An 18,835-nucleotide genomic window follows, 5' to 3' on the forward strand; every position below is an offset into this window, starting at 1 on the left:
AATTTCGTTTTATTTGTGGTGAAATAATACTTCTGTTACTTTCTGATTGTTAATATCAACAATAAAGAATAGAGATGCAACTCAACTCCCCTAAATCAATTGGTATTTTACTTGGTACGCTTTACGGCATATTTATGCGGCTATTTGTAGAGCTAGTCAATGCTTATAATTTAGGTAGCTTAGTCTCTATATCATTTATGTTTTTAGTGCCTGTTGCTATTGGCTATATTCGTATTCACTTTGAGTACAATGAATCAAAAGCATTAACTAAAAGGCAAATGGTGACGATTGCTTGGCAGCCTATTTTTGTTTTTTTATTTGTAAGTGTAATTACTTTACTTGAAGGCAGTATTTGTGTGGCTATGGCTTTGCCTGCTTTTATGTTTTTTGCCAGCATTGGTGGATTACTTGCGGGTTTTGTTAGAAAGCGTGAAATAAAAAAAGCGAATAGTTCTTTATTATCAATCGCGTTGTTACCTATATTGCTCTCACCTATTGAAGTTAATTTTTTAAATTTATCAAAAACATACGAAGTAACAAATTCAATAACTATTAACGCGCCCATCAATGCTGTGTGGCAACAGTTAGCTAATGTGAGTGATATAAAACCACAGGAAGTGCCTTTTTCACTCACTCAATTAATTGGTGTACCAAAGCCATTAAAGGCAAGTATGAATGCAAGCGGTATAGGCGCTGTTCGCACAAGTACTTGGCAAAAAGGCGTTGTGTTTAAAGAAGTTATTACGGATTGGCAACCAAATAAACAGATGCTTTATAGATTTGACATAGACCCTGATGCTATCCCCGATGACGCACTCGATAAACACGTGAAACTTGGCGGTGAATACTTTTCTCCACTTTATGGAGGCTATCAGCTAAGTGAAGATAAAAGCGGCAATACAATTCTAACGTTAACAACTACCGTTCAAGATAATACAAACTTTGGTATTTATTCACGAATATGGGGAGAGGTGATATTTCAAGATTTTCATCATTCACTTTTAACGTTGATGAAAAATAGAGCTGAAAAGTCACTTATCGCAGTTGTTTCTTATAACTAGCTTAAACCATCATATCTCTAAAAATACTACACGCTAAAAGGTAAAGCCTTTGCAATTGCAAAGGCTTTTGTTTTAACTGCTAACTTTTACCAAATCATTTCTACAAATTCAGGGTGGTCGATATACGGGTTACGATTACCTTGAAACTCAAACGCTGCTTGGTTGCGGTCAAGTTCCATTTGGCTTACAGGATCGCTGTTATGCCAGTTAAGCAGCATGGCTACAACCCAGCTTTCAAACACTTGATTGCTTGAACCATTAAGTACAGCATTACTTGAGGTCGTTTTAGTTTGCCAAGTGCCTATTACATTTTCGTAGCGCGTTGCCATGTAAAAATAAGCGCGAGCAAAGTCACCTTTAAATTCGTCAATTGGCTCAAATACAGTACCTGAGTAATTTAATGAACTTGCGGCAGAACCTAATTTACTTCCGTTAGTTGATGTAAATGAAGCGCTTACTACTTCACCAAATGGGAAATTACTACGTTTTGAGTTTACATAACCGTCGGTTGCGTAAATATGATGTACATCTGAGTTCATTGGCTCAATAGTGCCGCCAAACCAGCTTTTAGGGAATGAATGCTCACGGTTGTAACAGCCGCCTTCTCCACTATAGTTACCACATTGATCGCTCACAGCAGTATAATTGTAGCTATCTGAACCGTTTGGTTTTTCGCTATACATATCTAAAATGCTGTTATCGTTTTCAAAGTATTGATCACGTGCTGATGAGTCGTAAAAATTCCAAATAGCCGAGTAACCCTGTGCATTATGATCTTTAATAATATTATAAAGCTCAGTTTTTAGTGTATAACCCGATAACCCTTGAGCAGTAACATAGTAGCCAGTGGAGGTTGGATTAGTCCCGCCGCCATCACCAGAGCCACCGCCTAAAGTAAATGCTGTGCTGTCGGTGTTACTAAAACTTGCACCACTTGCAAGTGTGGTAGAGCCTTGCTTAAGTGCATAACTGCCACTACCTGTTGAACAACACATGCCATCGCCGTAGCTGTCGCTAATAACTAGTGCGTATGTACCATCAGTTAGGCATATTTGTTCATCATATTGTGTGTTTGATGCGTAACCACTGCCGTTAGCGATTGCGCTACCTTGATTGTTATTTACGGCCCAGCTAGTTTCGCTACCGTAATTATCGGTATTAATCGTTAGGGTAAGGCTATTGTCGGTACAACTTGTTGATGCGCTGCCACCAACGTTTGGTAAAAAGTTATCTACGTATACGGTTTCGCTGCCATCAAATCCACTTACATCGTAAAACCTAAGTCCAACACTAATTGTTTTATCACTGCTTGCTGTATAGCTATGGCTAATTGTTTGCCATTGGTTAGTTTGTGCCTGATTTGAATAGCCTTGGTAGCCGTCTACATATAAGCGCGCCTTAACTTTACCTTCGGTATGGTAAACATCAGCCGAAAAGTTATAGGTTTTACCTGCTTCTACAGTAACTTGTTGTAATAAATCGGTGTTACTTTGCGACCCTGTAGTTACATTTACAGCAGCAGAGCTACTGCCACTTTTAACTGTGCTGGTGGATCGTGAAAGGCTAATTCCGCCATCTATTGTTGTCCATGCATCAGGTGTATTCCCTGACCATTGCTCAAAGCCGCCATTAGTTACATTGGCCATTACAGGTAATGAGCCCAGTAACAAAGCGGTACTAATTAATTTGTTTTTATATTTCCCGTGTAACATGATTGTTCCTATTTTTACTTTGAAAGTAAAATATACCCTACATTAGTTTGGTTACAAAATTGTTAATTTAAAATGCAGTAAAAGGCAATAATTACTCTTTAAACTGTTTTTGAAGGTATTTTTATAAATTAATAACTAAATGGAATATCAAAGCAGATTCTATTCTTTTTTTATCTATGCTTAGCCCGTTATCCTGCATACTTAGAAAACCTCAACAGATACACTCTGGATGAGGTAAAACTCATTTTTAACAATACACAAAGTGTGTTGTGTTTAATTTTCAGGGTTATGGGGAATCGATTCATGTTGTTAGGTCAACTAAATGCTGCGGCAAGCCCGCTATCGCAAGATCAAGTACAAAAGCTGCAAGGTTTAGTGGCTGAGCTTAATCCAATTCAACAAGCATGGGTAAGTGGTTACTTAGCCGCTAATGCTAACTCAGCTGCATTAGGTGCTCCTACTGCTGGCGTACCGGCTGCAGGAGATGCTGCAGCGCTAACTATTTTATATGGTTCGCAAACGGGTAACGCAAAAGGCGTAGCAAGCAAAATGAAAGAGCAGGCTGAGTCGCGCGGCTTAGCGGTTAAATTGGTTAGCATGTCAGATTACAAACCAACAGCCCTGAAAAAAGAAAAGTTTTTAACCATCGTTGTATCTACTTACGGTGAAGGTGAGCCACCAGAAGACGCAGAAACACTCTATGAATTTTTAACCACTAAAAAAGCACCCAAACTTGATGATGTAAAAATTGCAGTGCTTGGTTTAGGCGATTCTAGCTATGAGTTTTTCTGCCAAACAGCAAAAGACTTTGAAGAGCGTTTAACTAAACTCGGTGCAAAAACTATCTATCAGCGTGCTGATTTAGATGTAGATTACGAAGATGAAGCTGCAACGTGGATTGCGGGCGCAATTGACGCATTCGAACCTGATTTAAAAGCGCAACAAGAGGCCGCTGGTGGTCAAGTTGTATCAATGCCATTTGGCGCTCCAACCTCTGCAGCGAGTCAATACACCAAGCAGAATCCATTTGAAGCAGAGCTATTAACAGTTCAAAAAATTACCGGTCGCGACTCTACTAAAGATGTACGCCACGTTGAAATTTCACTTGAAGGTTCAGGCATTACTTACACGCCAGGTGATTCTTTAGGTGTGTACTTTTTAAATGACGATGTATTAGTTGATGAAGTACTTACACTTACTCAAATAGAAGCAACAAGCACTGTAAAAGTAGGCGAAGAAGAGTTAAGTGTACGCGACGCACTAATTGAAAAATTAGAGCTAACTCAGTCATACCCTGGTTTTGTAGAAAAATACGCAACAGCCACAGGCACGCCTGAACTATTAAAGCTTGTAGAAGATAAAGCCGCAATGCGCGCATACATTGAGCCTCGCCAAATATTTGATGTAATTCGTCAAAACCCAGCACAGCTTGATGCGCAAACGCTAGTCGATTGCTTACGTAAATTACAAGCGCGTCTATATTCAATTGCCTCAAGCCAAAGTGAGGTGGAAGACGAAGTACATTTAACGCTAGGTTTAGTTGAGTTTGACGCATTTGATAGCGAGCACTTAGGCGGTTGTTCGGGTTATCTAGCTCGCCGTGCTGAAGAAGGCTGTAAAGTTAAAGTATTTAGTGAACACAACGACAACTTTCGCTTACCAACAGACGATAACACGCCTGTTATCATGATTGGTCCAGGTACTGGTATTGCCCCGTTCCGTGCATTTTTACAAGAGCGTGACTCGCGTGAAGCACAAGGCAAAAACTGGTTGTTTTTCGGTAATCCACATTTTACCCAAGACTTTTTGTATCAAGTAGAGATTCAGGGTTACTTAAAATCGGGGTTACTTAACAAAGTTGATGTGGCATTTAGCCGTGATCAAGTTGAAAAAGTATACGTACAAGACAAGTTACGCAATAACAGCAAAGATATATTTGAATGGCTAGAAGCCGGCGCTCACTTGTATGTTTGTGGCGATGCAAACCGCATGGCAAAAGATGTACACAACGCCTTGGTTGATATTATCAGCGAAAATACCGGTAAAAGCTTTGAAGAGGCAGATCAGTACTTAAAAGACTTACGTAGCGCAAACCGCTATCAGAAAGACGTGTACTAATCACGTTTCTTATTTTATTTAACAGCTAACAGCCGTCACTGTAACAAATTTAGGATTTAAAATGAGCGAACAAGATAAAAACGTAAAGCTTTCTGATAACGAACGTTTGAAAAGAGAGAGTAACTTTTTACGTGGCACCATAGAGCAAGACTTAAAAGATGAAATTACTGGTGGTTTTACTGCCGACAACTTTCAGCTAATTCGCTTTCATGGCATGTACCAACAAGATGACCGCGATATACGTGGTGAGCGTGCTAAGCAAAAGCTAGAGCCGCTACATAATGTAATGTTACGTGCACGTATGCCTGGCGGTATTATTAAGCCAGAGCAGTGGTTAGCAATTGATAAGTTTGCTGATGAAAAAACAAGCTACGGCAGTATTCGTTTAACAACGCGTCAAACGTTTCAGTTTCATGGTGTATTAAAGCCTAATATTAAAGGCATGCACCAAATGCTTGATAGCGTAGGTATAGACTCTATTGCTACAGCGGGTGACGTTAACCGTAATGTACTTTGTACTACTAACCCAGTTGAGTCTGAGTTACATCAAGAAGCTTACGACTGGGCGGCAAAAATTTCTGAGCATTTATTACCAAAAACGAAAGCGTATGCCGAAATTTGGTTAAATGGCGAAAAAGCAGAAACCACAGAAGAGCCAATTTTAGGGTCTAATTACTTACCGCGTAAATTTAAAACAACGGTAACTATCCCACCTAACAACGAAGTTGATGTGCATGCGAATGACTTAAACTTTGTGGCAATTGCTGATAACGGCAAACTTGTTGGTTTTAACGTATTAGTGGGCGGTGGCCTTGCAATGACGCACGGCGATACAGCAACTTATCCGCGTAAGGCTGATGACTTTGGCTTTATTACGCTAGAAGATACCTTAAAAATTGCAGAGCATGTTGTATCTGTGCAGCGTGATTGGGGTAATCGTTCAAACCGTAAAAATGCAAAAACTAAATATACACTAGACCGTGTAGGTGTTGATGTATTTAAAGCAGAAGTAGAAAAACGCTCAGGCGTTACGTTTGCACCAAGCCGTCCGTTTGAGTTTACTCATCGAGGGGATCGCATTGGTTGGGTTGAAGGCATTGATGGTAAGCATCACTTAACGCTATTTATTCAAAGTGGTCGTATTTTAGACTACCCAGGCAAACCGCTTAAAACAGGGTGTCGTAAAATCGCTGAAGTTCACCAAGGTGACATGCGTATGACGGCAAACCAAAACTTAATTATTGCGGGTGTACCTGCAGATCAAAAAGCCGTGATTGAAGAGATTGCACGTAGCCATGGCTTAATTGACGACACAGATTCGCAGCAACGTAAAAACTCTATGGCGTGTGTTTCACTGCCAACGTGCCCACTTGCAATGGCCGAAGCAGAGCGTTACTTACCAAGCCTAGTTGAAAAAACTGAAGCATTACTTGCTAAGCACGGTATACCAGATGATAGCATTATTATGCGCGTTGTTGGTTGCCCGAACGGCTGTGGCCGCGCAATGCTAGCCGAAGCTGGTTTAGTGGGTAAAGGCCCAGGTAAGTACAACGTTTACTTAGGTGGTAATTTAGAGGGGACACGTATTCCTAAATTGTACCTTGAGAACGTAGGCGAAGACGTTTACCTAGAAGCATTTGATAAGCTAATTGGCCAATGGGCAAGCGAGCGCAATGACGGTGAGTGTTTTGGTGACTTTGTTATACGCAAAGGCATTGTTGCTGAAGTAAAAGTATCAGTAACCGATTTTCACGCTTAATTAAATACCAGCGCTTTGGCGCTGGTGAGGTTTGGAATTTACCATGAGTGAATTTAAAAACATTTTACAGCTAGATAAACAAAGCCAGACGGCTATGTTAGCTGATGCTAATGGTTTACTAGCGAATATGAGCGCAGAACAGCGCGTTGCATGGGCGCTTGATAACTTGCCTAATACGGCTTTTTTATCATCTAGCTTTGGTATTCAAGCGGCAGTAATGCTGCATTTAATGACCTCACAACGTCCAGATATTCCCGTTGTATTAACCGATACCGGCTATTTATTTCCTGAAACGTATCAGTTTATTGAGCAAATGAGTGAGCGTTTATCACTTAACTTAAAGGTGTATAGAGCGCCGCTTAGCCCAGCATGGCAAGAGGCTAAATTTGGTAAACTATGGGAGCAAGGCGAAGACGGCATTAAGCAATATAATCAGCTTAATAAAGTAGAGCCGATGACCCGTGCGTTAAAAGAAATAGAAGCGGGCACGTGGTTTAGTGGTCTGCGCCGCGATCAATCATCTACACGTGCTGATAAACAGTTTGTAGAAATTAGCCGTGGTACCGTTAAAGTGTACCCGATTATTGAATGGTCTAACCGCGACGTGTATCAGTATCTTACTAAGCACGATTTACCTTACCACCCATTATGGGAGCAAGGTTATGTGTCGATGGGTGACGTACATACAACACGTAAGTTAGAACCAGGAATGACTGAGGAAGAAACTCGCTTTTTTGGTTTAAACCGAGAATGTGGACTACACATGGATGGTGACGGTATTTAACGCCACTACAATGTAGTTAAATTGCAAATAAAAACGCAGCTTCGGCTGCGTTTTTATTTTTTATTAAGGTACAAAAAATTGCCTAATTAAGTATTTTTTATTAGACTCAAGGCATTAAAGGATTAATTAAAGCAGGAACGCTATGAAATACTTTACCTACTTAGCTATATCAATCATGGTTATTGCAGTCATCTCTTTGTTTTATTTAAAAAAGCCCGATGGTCAAACATGGCTTTCTGCATCATCAATTAGCAGTGAATCTCAGCAAATTAAAGAAAAAATGGTCGCGCTATCTAGCAATACTTTGGACCAAGCAGTGCAGGGCGTTAAGCAAGCTGGCGATAAAATTGCGAGCAGTATTTCTGATGAACCAATGCCTGAAAGTACCACCTCAAGCAGCAAAATTTTTAAGTGGCAAGATGAAACAGGTCAATGGCACTTTTCTGATACACCTAACCCGCATGCAAAAAGTATTGAAGTAAAACTCGATCCTAAAGACATTACTGTTATTGCTGCAGAAGACACGTCTATTTTAAATACCTCTCCAAGTACAAATACAATGTCGGCTGCACCAGAGGGGATCAGTATTTTGAACCCAGACTCTGTTAAAAAGCTATTTAATGACGCCGAAAATGTAAAAGACAAACTAGAAAAACGTAATAAAGAAATTAATAATTTAAGTGCACTTTAATTATTTAGAGTGAGTGCTTTTATGGTTTTTTAAATAACGTTTTTCGGCTTCCATTAGCAGTATGGTTAAATATATTTTAGTAGGAAGTGACAATAGCACGCCTACAGCAATGCATGCCGCCGCTAAAATTATTCCTTTAATACCATGATTAACAGTGAAATAACTCGACACAATTAAAGTGTGGCCAGTAACAATAAGGCACAACCCAAGCACTATTGATGTTTTAAGTAGCCTAACTATCATTGTTTGCGACATAGTTACCTCACTAAGAGTTACCTCACTAAGAGTTACCTTAGTGTAGGCACGCTTTAAATGCTTAGCATTGATTTAAGACAACAAACAGCACACATAAAAAAAGCCCAGCTTATTATTAAACTGGGCTTTTAAATGTATTAACTACTGTCTTTGTTAGTCGAGCATATTACGCAGTACATATTGTAAAATACCGCCGTGTTTGTAGTAATCCCACTCTTTAGGGGTATCAATACGTACATCTGCACTTAAGGTGACTTTTTTACCTTCGGCATTGGTTGCAATAACGGTTACTTCATCGGTTTTATCGTACAGGCCATCAATATCAAATTGTTCTTGCCCTGTTAACCCATGTGACTCGTAGCTTTCACCTTCTTTAAATTGCAGCGGTAATACACCCATACCGATTAAGTTAGAGCGATGAATTCGCTCGTAGCTTTGTGCTACAACCGCTTTAACGCCTAATAAAAGTGAGCCTTTGGCCGCCCAGTCACGAGATGAACCCGTACCGTATTCTTTACCCGCTAAAATAATGAGAGGCGTATTATTTTTTTGGTACTCCATAGCTGCATCGTAAATGCTTGCTAAATCGTTTTCTGGTTGTGTACGTGTTACACCGCCCTCAGTTCCCGGGGCAAGTAAGTTTTTAAGACGTACATTGGCAAACGTGCCGCGCATCATTACTTCGTGATTACCACGGCGTGAGCCATACGAGTTAAATTGCGATTTTTCTACACCTTTCTCTTGCAAGTATAAACCTGCTGGCGCTTCTGCTTTAATAGCACCTGCTGGAGAAATATGGTCAGTGGTTACTGAATCCCCAAGCTTAGCTAAACAACGTGCGCCCTCAATCGTTGGAATACCCGGAGGTTCTACTTTCATACCATCAAAAAATGGTGCTTTTTTAATGTAGGTAGATGCGTCATCCCAATCATAAAGTTTGCCATCAGGTATTTGAATTTGCTGCCAGCGGCTATCGCCTTCGTAAACGTTAGCGTAGCTTTTTTCAAACATTTCTTTAGTTACTGTTTCTTTAACTAGGTCGCTCACTTCTTTAACGCTTGGCCAGATGTTTTTAAGGTAAATATCGTTACCATTAGCATCTTGCGCAAGGGGTTCGTTGTATACGTCAATGTCGGTTCTGCCGGCAATGGCATAGGCTACAACAAGTGGAGGTGAGGCTAAAAAGTTCATTTTCACATCTTGGTGAATACGCCCTTCAAAGTTACGGTTACCCGATAAAATAGAGCTAACCACTAATTTATGCTTTTGAATCGCATCTGATATTTCAGTCGCTAGTGGACCTGAGTTGCCAATACACGTAGTACAGCCATAGCCTACCAAGTTAAATCCTAGGCTTTCTAGGTCGTCCATCAAGCCTGCTTTTTCTAGGTAGTCGGTAACTACTTTAGAGCCTGGTGCAAGGGATGTTTTAACCCAAGGTTTTACATTAATGCCTAATTGCTTCGCTTTTTTAGCGACTAAGCCTGCGGCTAAAATAACACTTGGATTAGAGGTATTGGTACAGCTGGTAATTGCGGCAATAACACAAGCGCCATCATTTAGCTCAAACTCTTGGCCTTTAAATTTAACTTTAGCGGCGCCCATAAACTGTGCTTCGTCTACTGGCTCATCTGGATTTGTTGTTGGGCCTTCACTTTCAATACGAGCTTGCTCTTCATCGCTTTTATCGCGACGAGCCATACGCTCATCTTGAAAGCCTTTTAAATGCTCGCCAATTACTTCACCCGCTTTATTTAGGGCAATTCTATCTTGTGGTCGTTTAGGGCCTGCAAGGCTTGGTACAACATCGTCTAATTTAAGTTCGAGTGTATCGGTGTAGCTCGCTTCGTCGCCATCGTTACGCCATAAACCTTGGTGTTTAGCATAATCTTCAATTACCTTAAGGTGTTTTTCGTCGCGGTTTGTTAAGCGAAGGTAGTTGATGGTTTCATCATCAATCGGGAAAATACCACACGTAGCGCCGTATTCTGGTGCCATATTCGCTATGGTTGCTCTATCGGCAAGTGGTAGGTCGGCAAGGCCGTCACCATAAAACTCTACAAATTTACCCACTACACCATGGTTACGCAGTATTTCGGTTACTGTTAGTACTAAATCGGTTGCGGTTGTACCTTCAGGTAATCTGCCGCTTAGCTTCATACCGACTACTTGTGGAATCAATAAACTAATTGGCTGACCAAGCATAGCCGCTTCGGCTTCAATACCGCCTACGCCCCAACCAAGTACACCTAAGCCATTAATCATGGTTGTATGAGAGTCGGTACCTACGAGAGTGTCTGGGTAAGCGAATTTTTTGCCATCGCGCTCTTCATTAAAAACAACACGGGCTAAATACTCTAAATTCACTTGGTGAACAATACCGGTTGCAGGTGGCACTACTTTTAAATTATCAAAAGCGGTTTGTCCCCAGCGTAAAAATTCGTAACGTTCTTTATTTCGGTCATATTCAAGCTTGGCATTTAAATCAAATGCACCATCATTACCATAACCATCTACTTGTACCGAATGGTCAATAACAAGTTCAGCTGGCGATAACGGATTTATTTTTGCAGGATCGCCACCTAGTTTTTCCATTGCATCACGCATCGCGGCTAAATCAACAATAGCGGGTACACCGGTGAAATCTTGCATAACTACGCGAGCTGGAGTAAAGGCAACTTCAGATGCAGGTTTTGCTTGAGGATCCCAATTAAGGAGGGCTTGAATGTCTTGTTCTTTAATATTTGCGCCGTCTTCGTTACGAAGAAGGTTTTCAAGTAATACTTTTAAGGAGAAGGGCAATCGTTTCGCTTTGTCGCCAAGTCCTTTTAGAGAATGAATATGATATTGCTCACCGTTTATTGTGAGCTGATGTTGGGTATCGAAACTATTATTCATTATTTGCCCCTTTATGAATTATAAAAATATTTTGAAGAGTGACCTCTGTAGTACTTGAGTTGCAAAGTGCATACCAATGTAAAAAGCCGTCTTTAGAGAACGAATTTTATACAGTTATTATAGTAGAGATGATGCTGAAAAATTTAATTTCAAGAGATGATTTGAAAGACGAGATAAGGTCAAAAGTTATTTTGACCTTTATTAATTACTGTAACCAACCTTGTTGCTTAGCTTTAATACTTAAATAAAGTAGAGCAATGGCAATTATGATTACAAAAACAGGCATAAATACAGCACTTGCGCCAAGTAGCTCAATACTGTTTATAACTACAAAGTTATAGTACTGCTGTAGTAAAATAGCACCGAGCGACAGTGCAAAAGTAGGTATTGCAAGCGAATTTTTAGTAAGTAGAAACAGACAACCCAAAGTGCTTCCAAATACAGCTATAGCAAAGGCAATAGTTGACCAAATAGGAACGTTAGAGTAGGCAGCTTGTTGATCTAGCGGTAGTTTACCTATCATTTCGGGTGTCATCATCATGTGCATAGCAAATGCAATAACGCCAAGTAAGTTCCATACAAGTGCCGCCCATACAGCGGGTTTAAACCAGGTGGCTGGTGTGTTTTGTGACATATTATTACCTTGTTTTTATTATTATTAGCTAGGTAATTAAAGAGCAAAAAGGCCAACTATACAAGGTGGCCTTTTTATATAAAAAGAGGTTTTTTTAAATACTTAACCAAATGAAATAGGACGACGACCTGTTTTATCGTCAACTTTAGGCTTTTTAGTGCGCTTGCGCTTAGCTTTAGCTGGCTGATTTGTTGGTTGTGGTGCAGCTTGCTTTGATTCTGCTTGAGGTTGTGCTGCAGGTTTTTCTGCAGGAACTGCATCTTCACTTAACGCAAGTTGAAAAAACTCACCATCGAATTCTAGTACATCGCCACTGTATAATTTTTTCCGCTTTATTGTACAAATTTCATGGTTAACACCCACATAGCCTTCAGTGATCAGGTTTTTAGCTTGGCCGCCACCTTCAACTAAGTTTAATACTTTTAATAATTTACAAAGCTCAATCGGCTCTTCTTCTAACTCTATTTCTATATATTCTTCGTTCATATTTGCTCTCGGTGGGGTAACGCACAGGCTTTAGTATAAAGGCTTACAGCGACTTTTGCACCAAAGCAAGTAACTTTAGATAGCTGTAATACACAATTAGTTATGAAAGTTTTTAGGTATTTTATCTGTCTTTAAAAAAACTGAAGCAATTAAAAGTTAAGCTTCGTTGCAATCTTTTTTACGTATGGCTTGCTAATTGCTAAAACTCTGGCGGATTAATCAATGTGTAATGAATACATATAAAACGGAGTAGAAAATGGGCGTAAGATTAGCAATGAAAAAAGAGCTAATGGGCTTAGATAATTCAGATATGTTGACCGCAGATGATGTTAGGTCACATCTTACTAACCAAGTAAAAGAGCAAAAGGAAAATGCTGAACGTGGTTTTTCTGTGATTTCAAAATTTAACGATCACCATAGTCGTTTAGTGAGTGGCGATATGAAAAAAAAATCGGTACTTGAATTTCAACGCCATCGTTTATTTAAAGAAGTTTTATACACCCGTAAAAGTGTTGATGCGTGGTTAAATAGCCAAATTAGCTGATTTGCTATTTATCGAATTTCAATTAGACTACACTTGTAATCTAATTGGGGTTGATGATGAAAAATATACTTTTAGTGTGCTTGGCCTTTTTATTAGGTGCATGTCAGCAACCCACTGTGTATGTTTATACACAAGCATTGAGCGCAAATCAAAAGCAGCAGCTAGAAGCTAAACTGGCTGCTCAAACTCTACCTTATAAATACCAAAATATTGCAGTACCAAAAGCATATAAAAATGCGACGTTAATTGTCTCTTATAACGACTTTGATAGCGGGCAGTTAGAGCAGTTAACACTAATAATGCAAAGCATGGGATTTGAACCTGACATTATTTACAGCAAAGCAGAGAATCATCACTACACTAATGGAAATATAGGTTTTTATTTACGTTCAGCTTTACAAAGCACCGAGCTAAGTATGCCAAATATTATGCTTACAACGGGTTGCTTAAACGATAAATATAACAATATGCGCGTTTCATTTGACGAAAAAAAGGCGCAATTTACATTACCAAGTGGTGCTAAAGTGATGTTGGATTGGGAGCTTATTGAACCGTACTTAGTTATTTATTATCAAAATACATCGCAATCGTACACGCATACTACGCCTAAAATAAGCACACCCTTTGGTCAAAAACCGTCAGATACTTTTATTTACAATGCACATTTAAACAAACCAGCTTGGCTTAACTGCTCATTACAAATTGTTTATATGGATTGAGTGATAGAGTTAACCGTGAGTTTCTATATGCTCGCTGAGCTTTGCAATACGCAGACTCATACCTTCTATAATTCGGTCTTTAATTTTTTCGCGGATAACATTAGGTAAGCGGGTAAGTGCTTCAGGGGTTATAGCGAGGACTATACTGTCGGTTTTAGCGCGAGCGCTAGTGCTGCGTTCTCGGTTATTTATAAAAGCGCCTTCACCTATAAATTCACCGGGCTCTATAGTACCAAGTTCTAGCAAATGATTATGTTTAAATACTAATAGCGCGCCGCTAAGTACAATATATAAGCGCTTGTCGTTATCGTATTGCTTAAATAAAAACTGATGCTGGCTTACTAAATATAACAGGCCGAACGACTCTAATAAGACTTGGCGCTCGCTGAGCGTAAATTCCTTAAAAAAGTGCAGCCTGTTTATAATTTCCATTTGTTTGAATAATGGAATATGTTCGATTAGCTTCATCAATAACCAAATGTGTTAAAAGCGTTTAATCAGCTAATATTGCGCTCTTTTAATTTTCGGGTCAACGTGTTGCGTCCCCAACCAATTTTTATAGCAGCATCTTGCTTATGACCAGAACAATTAGCCAGGGCGGTTTTAATTAAACGAGTTTCTAGCTGGGCTTGAATGTCAGGCCAAATATTTTCTTTGCCTTGTTTAAGCTCTTGATTAAGCCATTGCTGAAACGCATCTAGCCAATCACCTTCTTCTTGGGTCGGCGAAGCATCCAGAATCTCCGGCGGTAAGTCTTGCTCGCTTACAAGCTCACCGGGTGCCATAACTGTAAGCCAGCGACACGTGTTTTCTAATTGGCGCACATTGCCTGGCCAATTAAATAAACGTAATTGCTCAGTCGCTTTAGGGCTCAGCACTTTGCTTTCTACTTGTAGTTCTTTAGCACTTTTATGTAAAAAGTGCTGCGATAAGCTTTCTATATCTTCAGTGCGCTCTCGAAGAGCGGGTAAACGTAGGCGCACAACATTAAGACGATGAAATAAATCATCCCTAAACTTGCCCTGTTTAACTAAATCTTCAAGGTTTTGGTGCGTAGCTGCAATAATGCGTACGTCCACTTTTATACTTTGATGGCCACCAACGCGATAAAATTCACCATCGGCAAGTACGCGCAATAAACGTGTTTGCACATCAAGTGGCATATCACCAATTTCATCTAAAAACAGTGTGCCGCCGTTGGCTTGCTCAAAACGACCTTTGCGTACGCTATCTGCGCCCGTAAATGCGCCTTTTTCGTGGCCAAATAACTCTGACTCAACAAGCTCTTTTGGAATGGCTGCCATGTTAAGTGCAATAAATTGATTTTCTTTACGTGGACTATGATTGTGCAGCGCACTGGCGACAAGTTCTTTACCTGTGCCAGATTCTCCATTTATTAATACGCTCATGCTAGAAGCCGATAGTTTACCTATCGCTCTAAACACTTCTTGCATTGCGGGCGCTTCACCAATTATGTGAGCGCTTTTAGGTGGAGCTTGCTTGCGTTTAGTTTTTTTAGTGGAGTTTGCTCTGCATGCGCTTTCGACGAGGGCCACTGCTTCGTTTAAATCAAACGGCTTAGCTAGGTATTCAAAAGCACCTTTTTGGAATGCATTAACTGCTGAGTCTAAATCAGAATGGGCGGTCATTATAATAACCGGCAACCCAGGGTTTTGCTCTGCGATAAGTTCAAGCAACGCCATACCATCCATGCCTGGCATTCTAACGTCAGAAACTAAAACAGTAGGTTGGCTAAACTTTAGTGCGCTTAGTACATCTTGCGCATTAGCAAAGCTTTCCGTGTTAAACCCTGAACGGGTTAGTGCCTTTTCAAGTACAAAGCGAATTGAGGCATCATCATCTACAAGCCAAACTGTTTTCATGCAAACTCCAAACATTAATCTGCAAAGGGCAGATAGATATTAAATTCAGTATGTCCAGGCCAGCTATCGCATTCGATATAGCCATCATGTTGATCTATCAGCGTTTGCGCTATTGAGAGTCCTAATCCAGAGCCACCTTCTTTATTGGTGATCATAGGGTAGAACAGTGTTTCGCGTACACTGGGATCAATTCCTGGTCCGTTATCAGATATTTGGATCAACAAAGCTTTTTTAGGTGCTTTACCTGGGCGACGATGCTGATGATTAATGCGGGTTTTTATTGTTATTTCACCGCCATCTACAAGCGCCTGTTGGGCATTTCGAACAATGTTTAATACTACTTGCTGAACTTTGCCTTGATCAATGTATACATCAGGAATACTTGGGTCGTAATCTTTAACCAAGCTAATGTTAGAACAATTATCTAACGTACTTAGCCTTGCAACTGATTCAAGTGATTGATGTATGTTGCCATACGATTTTTGTGGAAGTTGATTGGGCCCCAAAAGCCTATCTACTAATTCACGTAATCGGTCGGCTTGCTCAATGATGAGCTCAGCACATTGATCTCTTTCTTGTTGATCAACCTCATACTGCAATAACTGCGCCGCTCCGCGAATCCCACCTAAAGGATTTTTAATTTCGTGCGCTAAGCCTCTAATTAGGTTTCGGGCAGCTTGGTATTGATGCATTTGATTAGACGCTTGGTCGTGCTTAATTTCGTCATCGGTTTGGCGCCACTCAAATAAAATATAAAGCGAGCCATTAAATTTAATTTGTCGTGTACTTACGGCTACTTTCGCATGGCGAGAATCGCTAAAAACCACGTCAGCTCTATGCTGCTGGCAATCTACACCTTCAACTAGTGAGTATTGTTTTATACGCTCTAAATCGATTGAATGGTAGTTAAAAAGGCTATCAAAAGGTTGATCTAATAGGCGTTTATTACCAAGGCCAAGCAGTTCACTGGTACTGTTATTGGCATATATTACAATAAAGTTTTTATCAAGTAATATGATAGCGGTTGTTTGATTTTGCCAAATGGCATCGAGTAGCTCAGGGCTAAAGTTTTTATTATTAATCATAGTTGCACCATTTTAGTGCGTTGATGTTTGCAAGCAAGTTATACGGTAAAATACACTGCTGCACGATTAGTAATACCCCAATTTAATTACTTAGGCTTAGCCCTTTTCGGTGCATAAAAAATATACAGGGCTCGCTTGTGGCAATAACTTGGTTTTTACTATTAAAAAGCTTTAATTGTAGTGTGTGCTGACCACGTTCTACATCCCTTATTGCAAAGGTTGAGCTGTCACTGGCAGGGCCGTGTGCTTTACCATCAATAAAAAGTTGTATAGTAAAACCAGTTTCAAAGCGTGGTTTTATTCGGCTAGTAACATAAACAGTGCCGGTATTTTCACGAATAGTCTGGTTATGATCAGGGGAGGAAATAGCAATACTAAAAGCCGCTTGTTGAGGCTGGGGTTGCTCGTCAAAAATGTCAGTATTTGTTGCAGGCATATTAAGATCTTGGCTGGTGAGCTTGACCTCTTGAGCCCCTTTATGAGGGGTGTCTGAGAACACTAATACGCCATTTTTATCTTTCCAAGCGTATATTTTTGTTTCACCGGCATAACCATAATTACTTAATCCTAAAGTAATTAATAGTAATAAAATCTTGTTATTCACTCTGCAGCCCTGCATTTTTATCGGTAACTTAACTTTAGTGGAGATTGACTAATTTTACCATTAAAAAAGCCCGCAAAGCGGGCTTGAGAACACACATATTTTTTACAGCTTAATTAACAGCTGTAGTACATCTCAAACTCAACTGGGTGAGTTGTCATGTTAAGCTTTTCAACTTCTTTAGACTTAAGTTCGATGTAAGCATCGATTAAGTCGTCAGTGAATACGCCACCTTGAGTTAAGAATTCACGGTCTGCGCTAAGTGCAGATAGTGCTTCGTCAAGTGATGCTGCGACAGTTGGAATTTCTGCTGCTTCTTCAGCTGGTAAGTCGTATAAATCTTTATCCATAGCATCGCCAGGGTGGATCTTGTTTTTGATACCATCAAGGCCAGCCATAAGCATTGCTGAGAAAGCAAGGTATGGGTTAGCTGTTGGATCCGGGAAGCGTACTTCAATACGACGACCTTTTTCAGATGGAACCACTGGGATACGGATTGATGCAGAGCGGTTACGTGCAGAGTATGCAAGCATAACTGGTGCTTCAAAACCTGGTACTAAACGTTTGTACGAGTTAGTAGATGCGTTTGCAAAAGCGTTAATTGCTTTAGCATGCTTAATGATACCGCCAATGTAGTAAAGTGCATCTTCAGAAAGACCGCCGTACTTATCGCCAGCAAAAAGGTTAACACCGTCTTTAGCTAAAGACTGGTGACAATGCATACCAGAACCGTTATCACCAACAACTGGCTTAGGCATAAACGTTGCTGTTTTACCATATAAGTGAGCCATGTTATGGATAACATATTTCATTTCTTGGATTTCATCCGCTTTTAATACCATTGTATTAAAGCGAGTAGCGATTTCGTTTTGACCTGCTGTTGCTACTTCGTGGTGATGTGCTTCTACTACTTGGCCCATTTCTTCTAGAACTAGACACGTAGCTGAACGCCAATCTTGGAAGTCATCAACAGGAGCAACAGGGAAGTAACCGCCTTTAACACCTGGACGGTGACCAGTGTTGCCATCTGCATATTCTTTATCTGAGTTCCAAGCAGCTTGCTTAGAATCAATTTTGTACATAGAACCAGACATATCTGATTTGTATTTAACATCGTCAAATACGAAGAACTCTGGCTCAGGGCCAAATAAAACAGTGTCTGCAATGCCTGTAGAACGCATGTAATCTTCAGCGCGCTTAGCAACAGAACGCGGGTCGCGCTCATAACCTTGTAATGTAGAAGGCTCTACTACGTCACAACGTAAAATTAATGTAGCTTCTTCAGTGAAAGGGTCTAGTTTGATTGACTCAGGAACTGGCATTAATACCATGTCTGATTCGTTTATGCCTTTCCAGCCTGCAATTGAAGAGCCGTCGAACATTTTACCGTCTTCAAAAAAGTCTTCATCAACTTGGTGATGAGGAATAGAAACATGTTGTTCTTTACCCTTAGTGTCAGTAAAGCGTAAATCAATGAACTTAACGTCATTTTCTTTAATAAAATCTAAAACCGATTGTGACATGTGTCCTCCAACTATTGGGTTTTGTTATTGCTGCATAATTGCTTTGATATTTACTAAGCTGTTTTTGTGCCATTATTGTAAC

Annotated in this window: 17 protein-coding genes; 7 read left to right on the plus strand and 10 right to left on the minus strand. The window is 40.1% G+C overall.

What is annotated here, in order from left to right; all coding sequences use genetic code 11:
• Positions 1-74: 74 nt before the first annotated feature.
• Entirely contained in the window at positions 75-1,061 is a 987-nt protein-coding gene (locus tag WNY98_RS11780) for a hypothetical protein (protein ID WP_024600012.1), read from the plus strand.
• Between the two features lie 86 nt (positions 1,062-1,147).
• Here WNY98_RS11780 and WNY98_RS11785 read toward each other — a convergent pair whose 3' ends face one another.
• Complete coding sequence (locus WNY98_RS11785) at positions 1,148-2,773, minus strand: endonuclease (RefSeq protein ID WP_342877988.1); 1,626 nt, start codon at positions 2,771-2,773, stop codon at positions 1,148-1,150.
• A 303-nt stretch (positions 2,774-3,076) separates the two neighbouring features.
• Between WNY98_RS11785 and WNY98_RS11790 the strand changes: the two genes are divergently transcribed.
• The 4 genes from WNY98_RS11790 (at position 3,077) to WNY98_RS11805 (ending at position 8,125) form a co-directional block, all read left to right on the plus strand.
• Positions 3,077-4,891, plus strand: a complete 1,815-nt coding sequence (locus tag WNY98_RS11790) for an assimilatory sulfite reductase (NADPH) flavoprotein subunit (protein WP_342877989.1) — start codon at positions 3,077-3,079, stop codon at positions 4,889-4,891.
• A gap of 61 nt (positions 4,892-4,952) precedes the next feature.
• Positions 4,953-6,650 carry an assimilatory sulfite reductase (NADPH) hemoprotein subunit gene (gene cysI, locus WNY98_RS11795; RefSeq protein WP_342877990.1) on the plus strand — a complete coding sequence of 566 codons (1,698 nt, stop codon included), beginning with the start codon at positions 4,953-4,955 and terminating at the stop codon, positions 6,648-6,650.
• Between the two features lie 43 nt (positions 6,651-6,693).
• Positions 6,694-7,434: a phosphoadenylyl-sulfate reductase gene (locus tag WNY98_RS11800; RefSeq protein ID WP_024594734.1), complete on the plus strand. Its 741-nt coding sequence runs from the start codon at positions 6,694-6,696 to the stop codon at positions 7,432-7,434.
• 142 nt (positions 7,435-7,576) lie between these two features.
• Complete coding sequence (locus tag WNY98_RS11805; protein WP_342877991.1) at positions 7,577-8,125, plus strand: DUF4124 domain-containing protein; 549 nt, start codon at positions 7,577-7,579, stop codon at positions 8,123-8,125.
• Here WNY98_RS11805 and WNY98_RS11810 read toward each other — a convergent pair whose 3' ends face one another.
• The 4 genes from WNY98_RS11810 to WNY98_RS11825 all read right to left on the minus strand — a co-directional run bounded on the left by WNY98_RS11810 (position 8,126) and on the right by WNY98_RS11825 (position 12,398).
• Positions 8,126-8,380, minus strand: coding sequence for a hypothetical protein (locus WNY98_RS11810; protein WP_076926061.1), 255 nt, complete (start codon positions 8,378-8,380; stop codon positions 8,126-8,128).
• Positions 8,381-8,533: 153 nt separating this feature from the next.
• On the minus strand, positions 8,534-11,278 hold the full coding sequence (acnA, locus tag WNY98_RS11815; protein WP_024600016.1) for an aconitate hydratase AcnA: 2,745 nt from the start codon (positions 11,276-11,278) through the stop codon (positions 8,534-8,536).
• Positions 11,279-11,483: 205 nt separating this feature from the next.
• Positions 11,484-11,912, minus strand: coding sequence for a hypothetical protein (locus tag WNY98_RS11820; RefSeq protein ID WP_024596965.1), 429 nt, complete (start codon positions 11,910-11,912; stop codon positions 11,484-11,486).
• Positions 11,913-12,014: 102 nt separating this feature from the next.
• Entirely contained in the window at positions 12,015-12,398 is a 384-nt protein-coding gene (locus tag WNY98_RS11825; RefSeq protein WP_182724786.1) for an RNA-binding S4 domain-containing protein, read from the minus strand.
• A gap of 256 nt (positions 12,399-12,654) precedes the next feature.
• Here WNY98_RS11825 and WNY98_RS11830 point away from each other — a divergent pair, with 256 nt between their 5' ends.
• Both WNY98_RS11830 and WNY98_RS11835 read left to right on the plus strand, forming a co-directional pair.
• Positions 12,655-12,942 (plus strand): hypothetical protein, encoded by a 288-nt coding sequence (locus WNY98_RS11830; protein ID WP_165728334.1) that lies wholly within the window; start codon positions 12,655-12,657, stop codon positions 12,940-12,942.
• 56 nt (positions 12,943-12,998) lie between these two features.
• Positions 12,999-13,661: a hypothetical protein gene (locus WNY98_RS11835; RefSeq protein ID WP_342877992.1), complete on the plus strand. Its 663-nt coding sequence runs from the start codon at positions 12,999-13,001 to the stop codon at positions 13,659-13,661.
• Between the two features lie 9 nt (positions 13,662-13,670).
• Here WNY98_RS11835 and WNY98_RS11840 read toward each other — a convergent pair whose 3' ends face one another.
• The 5 genes from WNY98_RS11840 to glnA all read right to left on the minus strand — a co-directional run bounded on the left by WNY98_RS11840 (position 13,671) and on the right by glnA (position 18,753).
• Positions 13,671-14,129 (minus strand): cyclic nucleotide-binding domain-containing protein, encoded by a 459-nt coding sequence (locus WNY98_RS11840; protein WP_010554789.1) that lies wholly within the window; start codon positions 14,127-14,129, stop codon positions 13,671-13,673.
• A gap of 29 nt (positions 14,130-14,158) precedes the next feature.
• Positions 14,159-15,544, minus strand: a complete 1,386-nt coding sequence (gene ntrC / locus WNY98_RS11845; protein WP_024596969.1) for a nitrogen regulation protein NR(I) — start codon at positions 15,542-15,544, stop codon at positions 14,159-14,161.
• Positions 15,545-15,558: 14 nt separating this feature from the next.
• On the minus strand, positions 15,559-16,629 hold the full coding sequence (glnL, locus tag WNY98_RS11850; protein WP_076926065.1) for a nitrogen regulation protein NR(II): 1,071 nt from the start codon (positions 16,627-16,629) through the stop codon (positions 15,559-15,561).
• An 82-nt stretch (positions 16,630-16,711) separates the two neighbouring features.
• A complete protein-coding gene (locus tag WNY98_RS11855; protein WP_342877993.1) occupies positions 16,712-17,233 on the minus strand; it encodes a DUF4124 domain-containing protein in 522 nt (173 codons plus the stop codon).
• A 113-nt stretch (positions 17,234-17,346) separates the two neighbouring features.
• The gene (gene glnA, locus WNY98_RS11860; protein WP_010554792.1) at positions 17,347-18,753 is read right to left on the minus strand and encodes a glutamate--ammonia ligase; all 1,407 of its coding nucleotides are present in this window, start codon (positions 18,751-18,753) and stop codon (positions 17,347-17,349) included.
• Positions 18,754-18,835: the final 82 nt, after the last annotated feature.

The organism is Pseudoalteromonas sp. AS71 (genome assembly GCF_038900275.1).
Taxonomy (GTDB): Bacteria; Pseudomonadota; Gammaproteobacteria; order Enterobacterales; family Alteromonadaceae; genus Pseudoalteromonas.

Bases quoted from the DNA above. Each gene is read 5' to 3' on its own strand.
- WNY98_RS11780 (WP_024600012.1), top strand. From the start codon at position 75: ATGCAACTCAACTCCCCTAAATCAATTGGTATTTTACTTGGTACGCTT.
- WNY98_RS11785 (WP_342877988.1), bottom strand. From the start codon at position 2,773: ATGTTACACGGGAAATATAAAAACAAATTAATTAGTACCGCTTTGTTA.
- WNY98_RS11790 (WP_342877989.1), top strand. From the start codon at position 3,077: ATGTTGTTAGGTCAACTAAATGCTGCGGCAAGCCCGCTATCGCAAGAT.
- cysI (WP_342877990.1), top strand. From the start codon at position 4,953: ATGAGCGAACAAGATAAAAACGTAAAGCTTTCTGATAACGAACGTTTG.
- WNY98_RS11800 (WP_024594734.1), top strand. From the start codon at position 6,694: ATGAGTGAATTTAAAAACATTTTACAGCTAGATAAACAAAGCCAGACG.
- WNY98_RS11805 (WP_342877991.1), top strand. From the start codon at position 7,577: ATGAAATACTTTACCTACTTAGCTATATCAATCATGGTTATTGCAGTC.
- WNY98_RS11810 (WP_076926061.1), bottom strand. From the start codon at position 8,380: ATGTCGCAAACAATGATAGTTAGGCTACTTAAAACATCAATAGTGCTT.
- acnA (WP_024600016.1), bottom strand. From the start codon at position 11,278: ATGAATAATAGTTTCGATACCCAACATCAGCTCACAATAAACGGTGAG.
- WNY98_RS11820 (WP_024596965.1), bottom strand. From the start codon at position 11,912: ATGTCACAAAACACACCAGCCACCTGGTTTAAACCCGCTGTATGGGCG.
- WNY98_RS11825 (WP_182724786.1), bottom strand. From the start codon at position 12,398: ATGAACGAAGAATATATAGAAATAGAGTTAGAAGAAGAGCCGATTGAG.
- WNY98_RS11830 (WP_165728334.1), top strand. From the start codon at position 12,655: ATGGGCGTAAGATTAGCAATGAAAAAAGAGCTAATGGGCTTAGATAAT.
- WNY98_RS11835 (WP_342877992.1), top strand. From the start codon at position 12,999: ATGAAAAATATACTTTTAGTGTGCTTGGCCTTTTTATTAGGTGCATGT.
- WNY98_RS11840 (WP_010554789.1), bottom strand. From the start codon at position 14,129: ATGAAGCTAATCGAACATATTCCATTATTCAAACAAATGGAAATTATA.
- ntrC (WP_024596969.1), bottom strand. From the start codon at position 15,544: ATGAAAACAGTTTGGCTTGTAGATGATGATGCCTCAATTCGCTTTGTA.
- glnL (WP_076926065.1), bottom strand. From the start codon at position 16,629: ATGATTAATAATAAAAACTTTAGCCCTGAGCTACTCGATGCCATTTGG.
- glnA (WP_010554792.1), bottom strand. From the start codon at position 18,753: ATGTCACAATCGGTTTTAGATTTTATTAAAGAAAATGACGTTAAGTTC.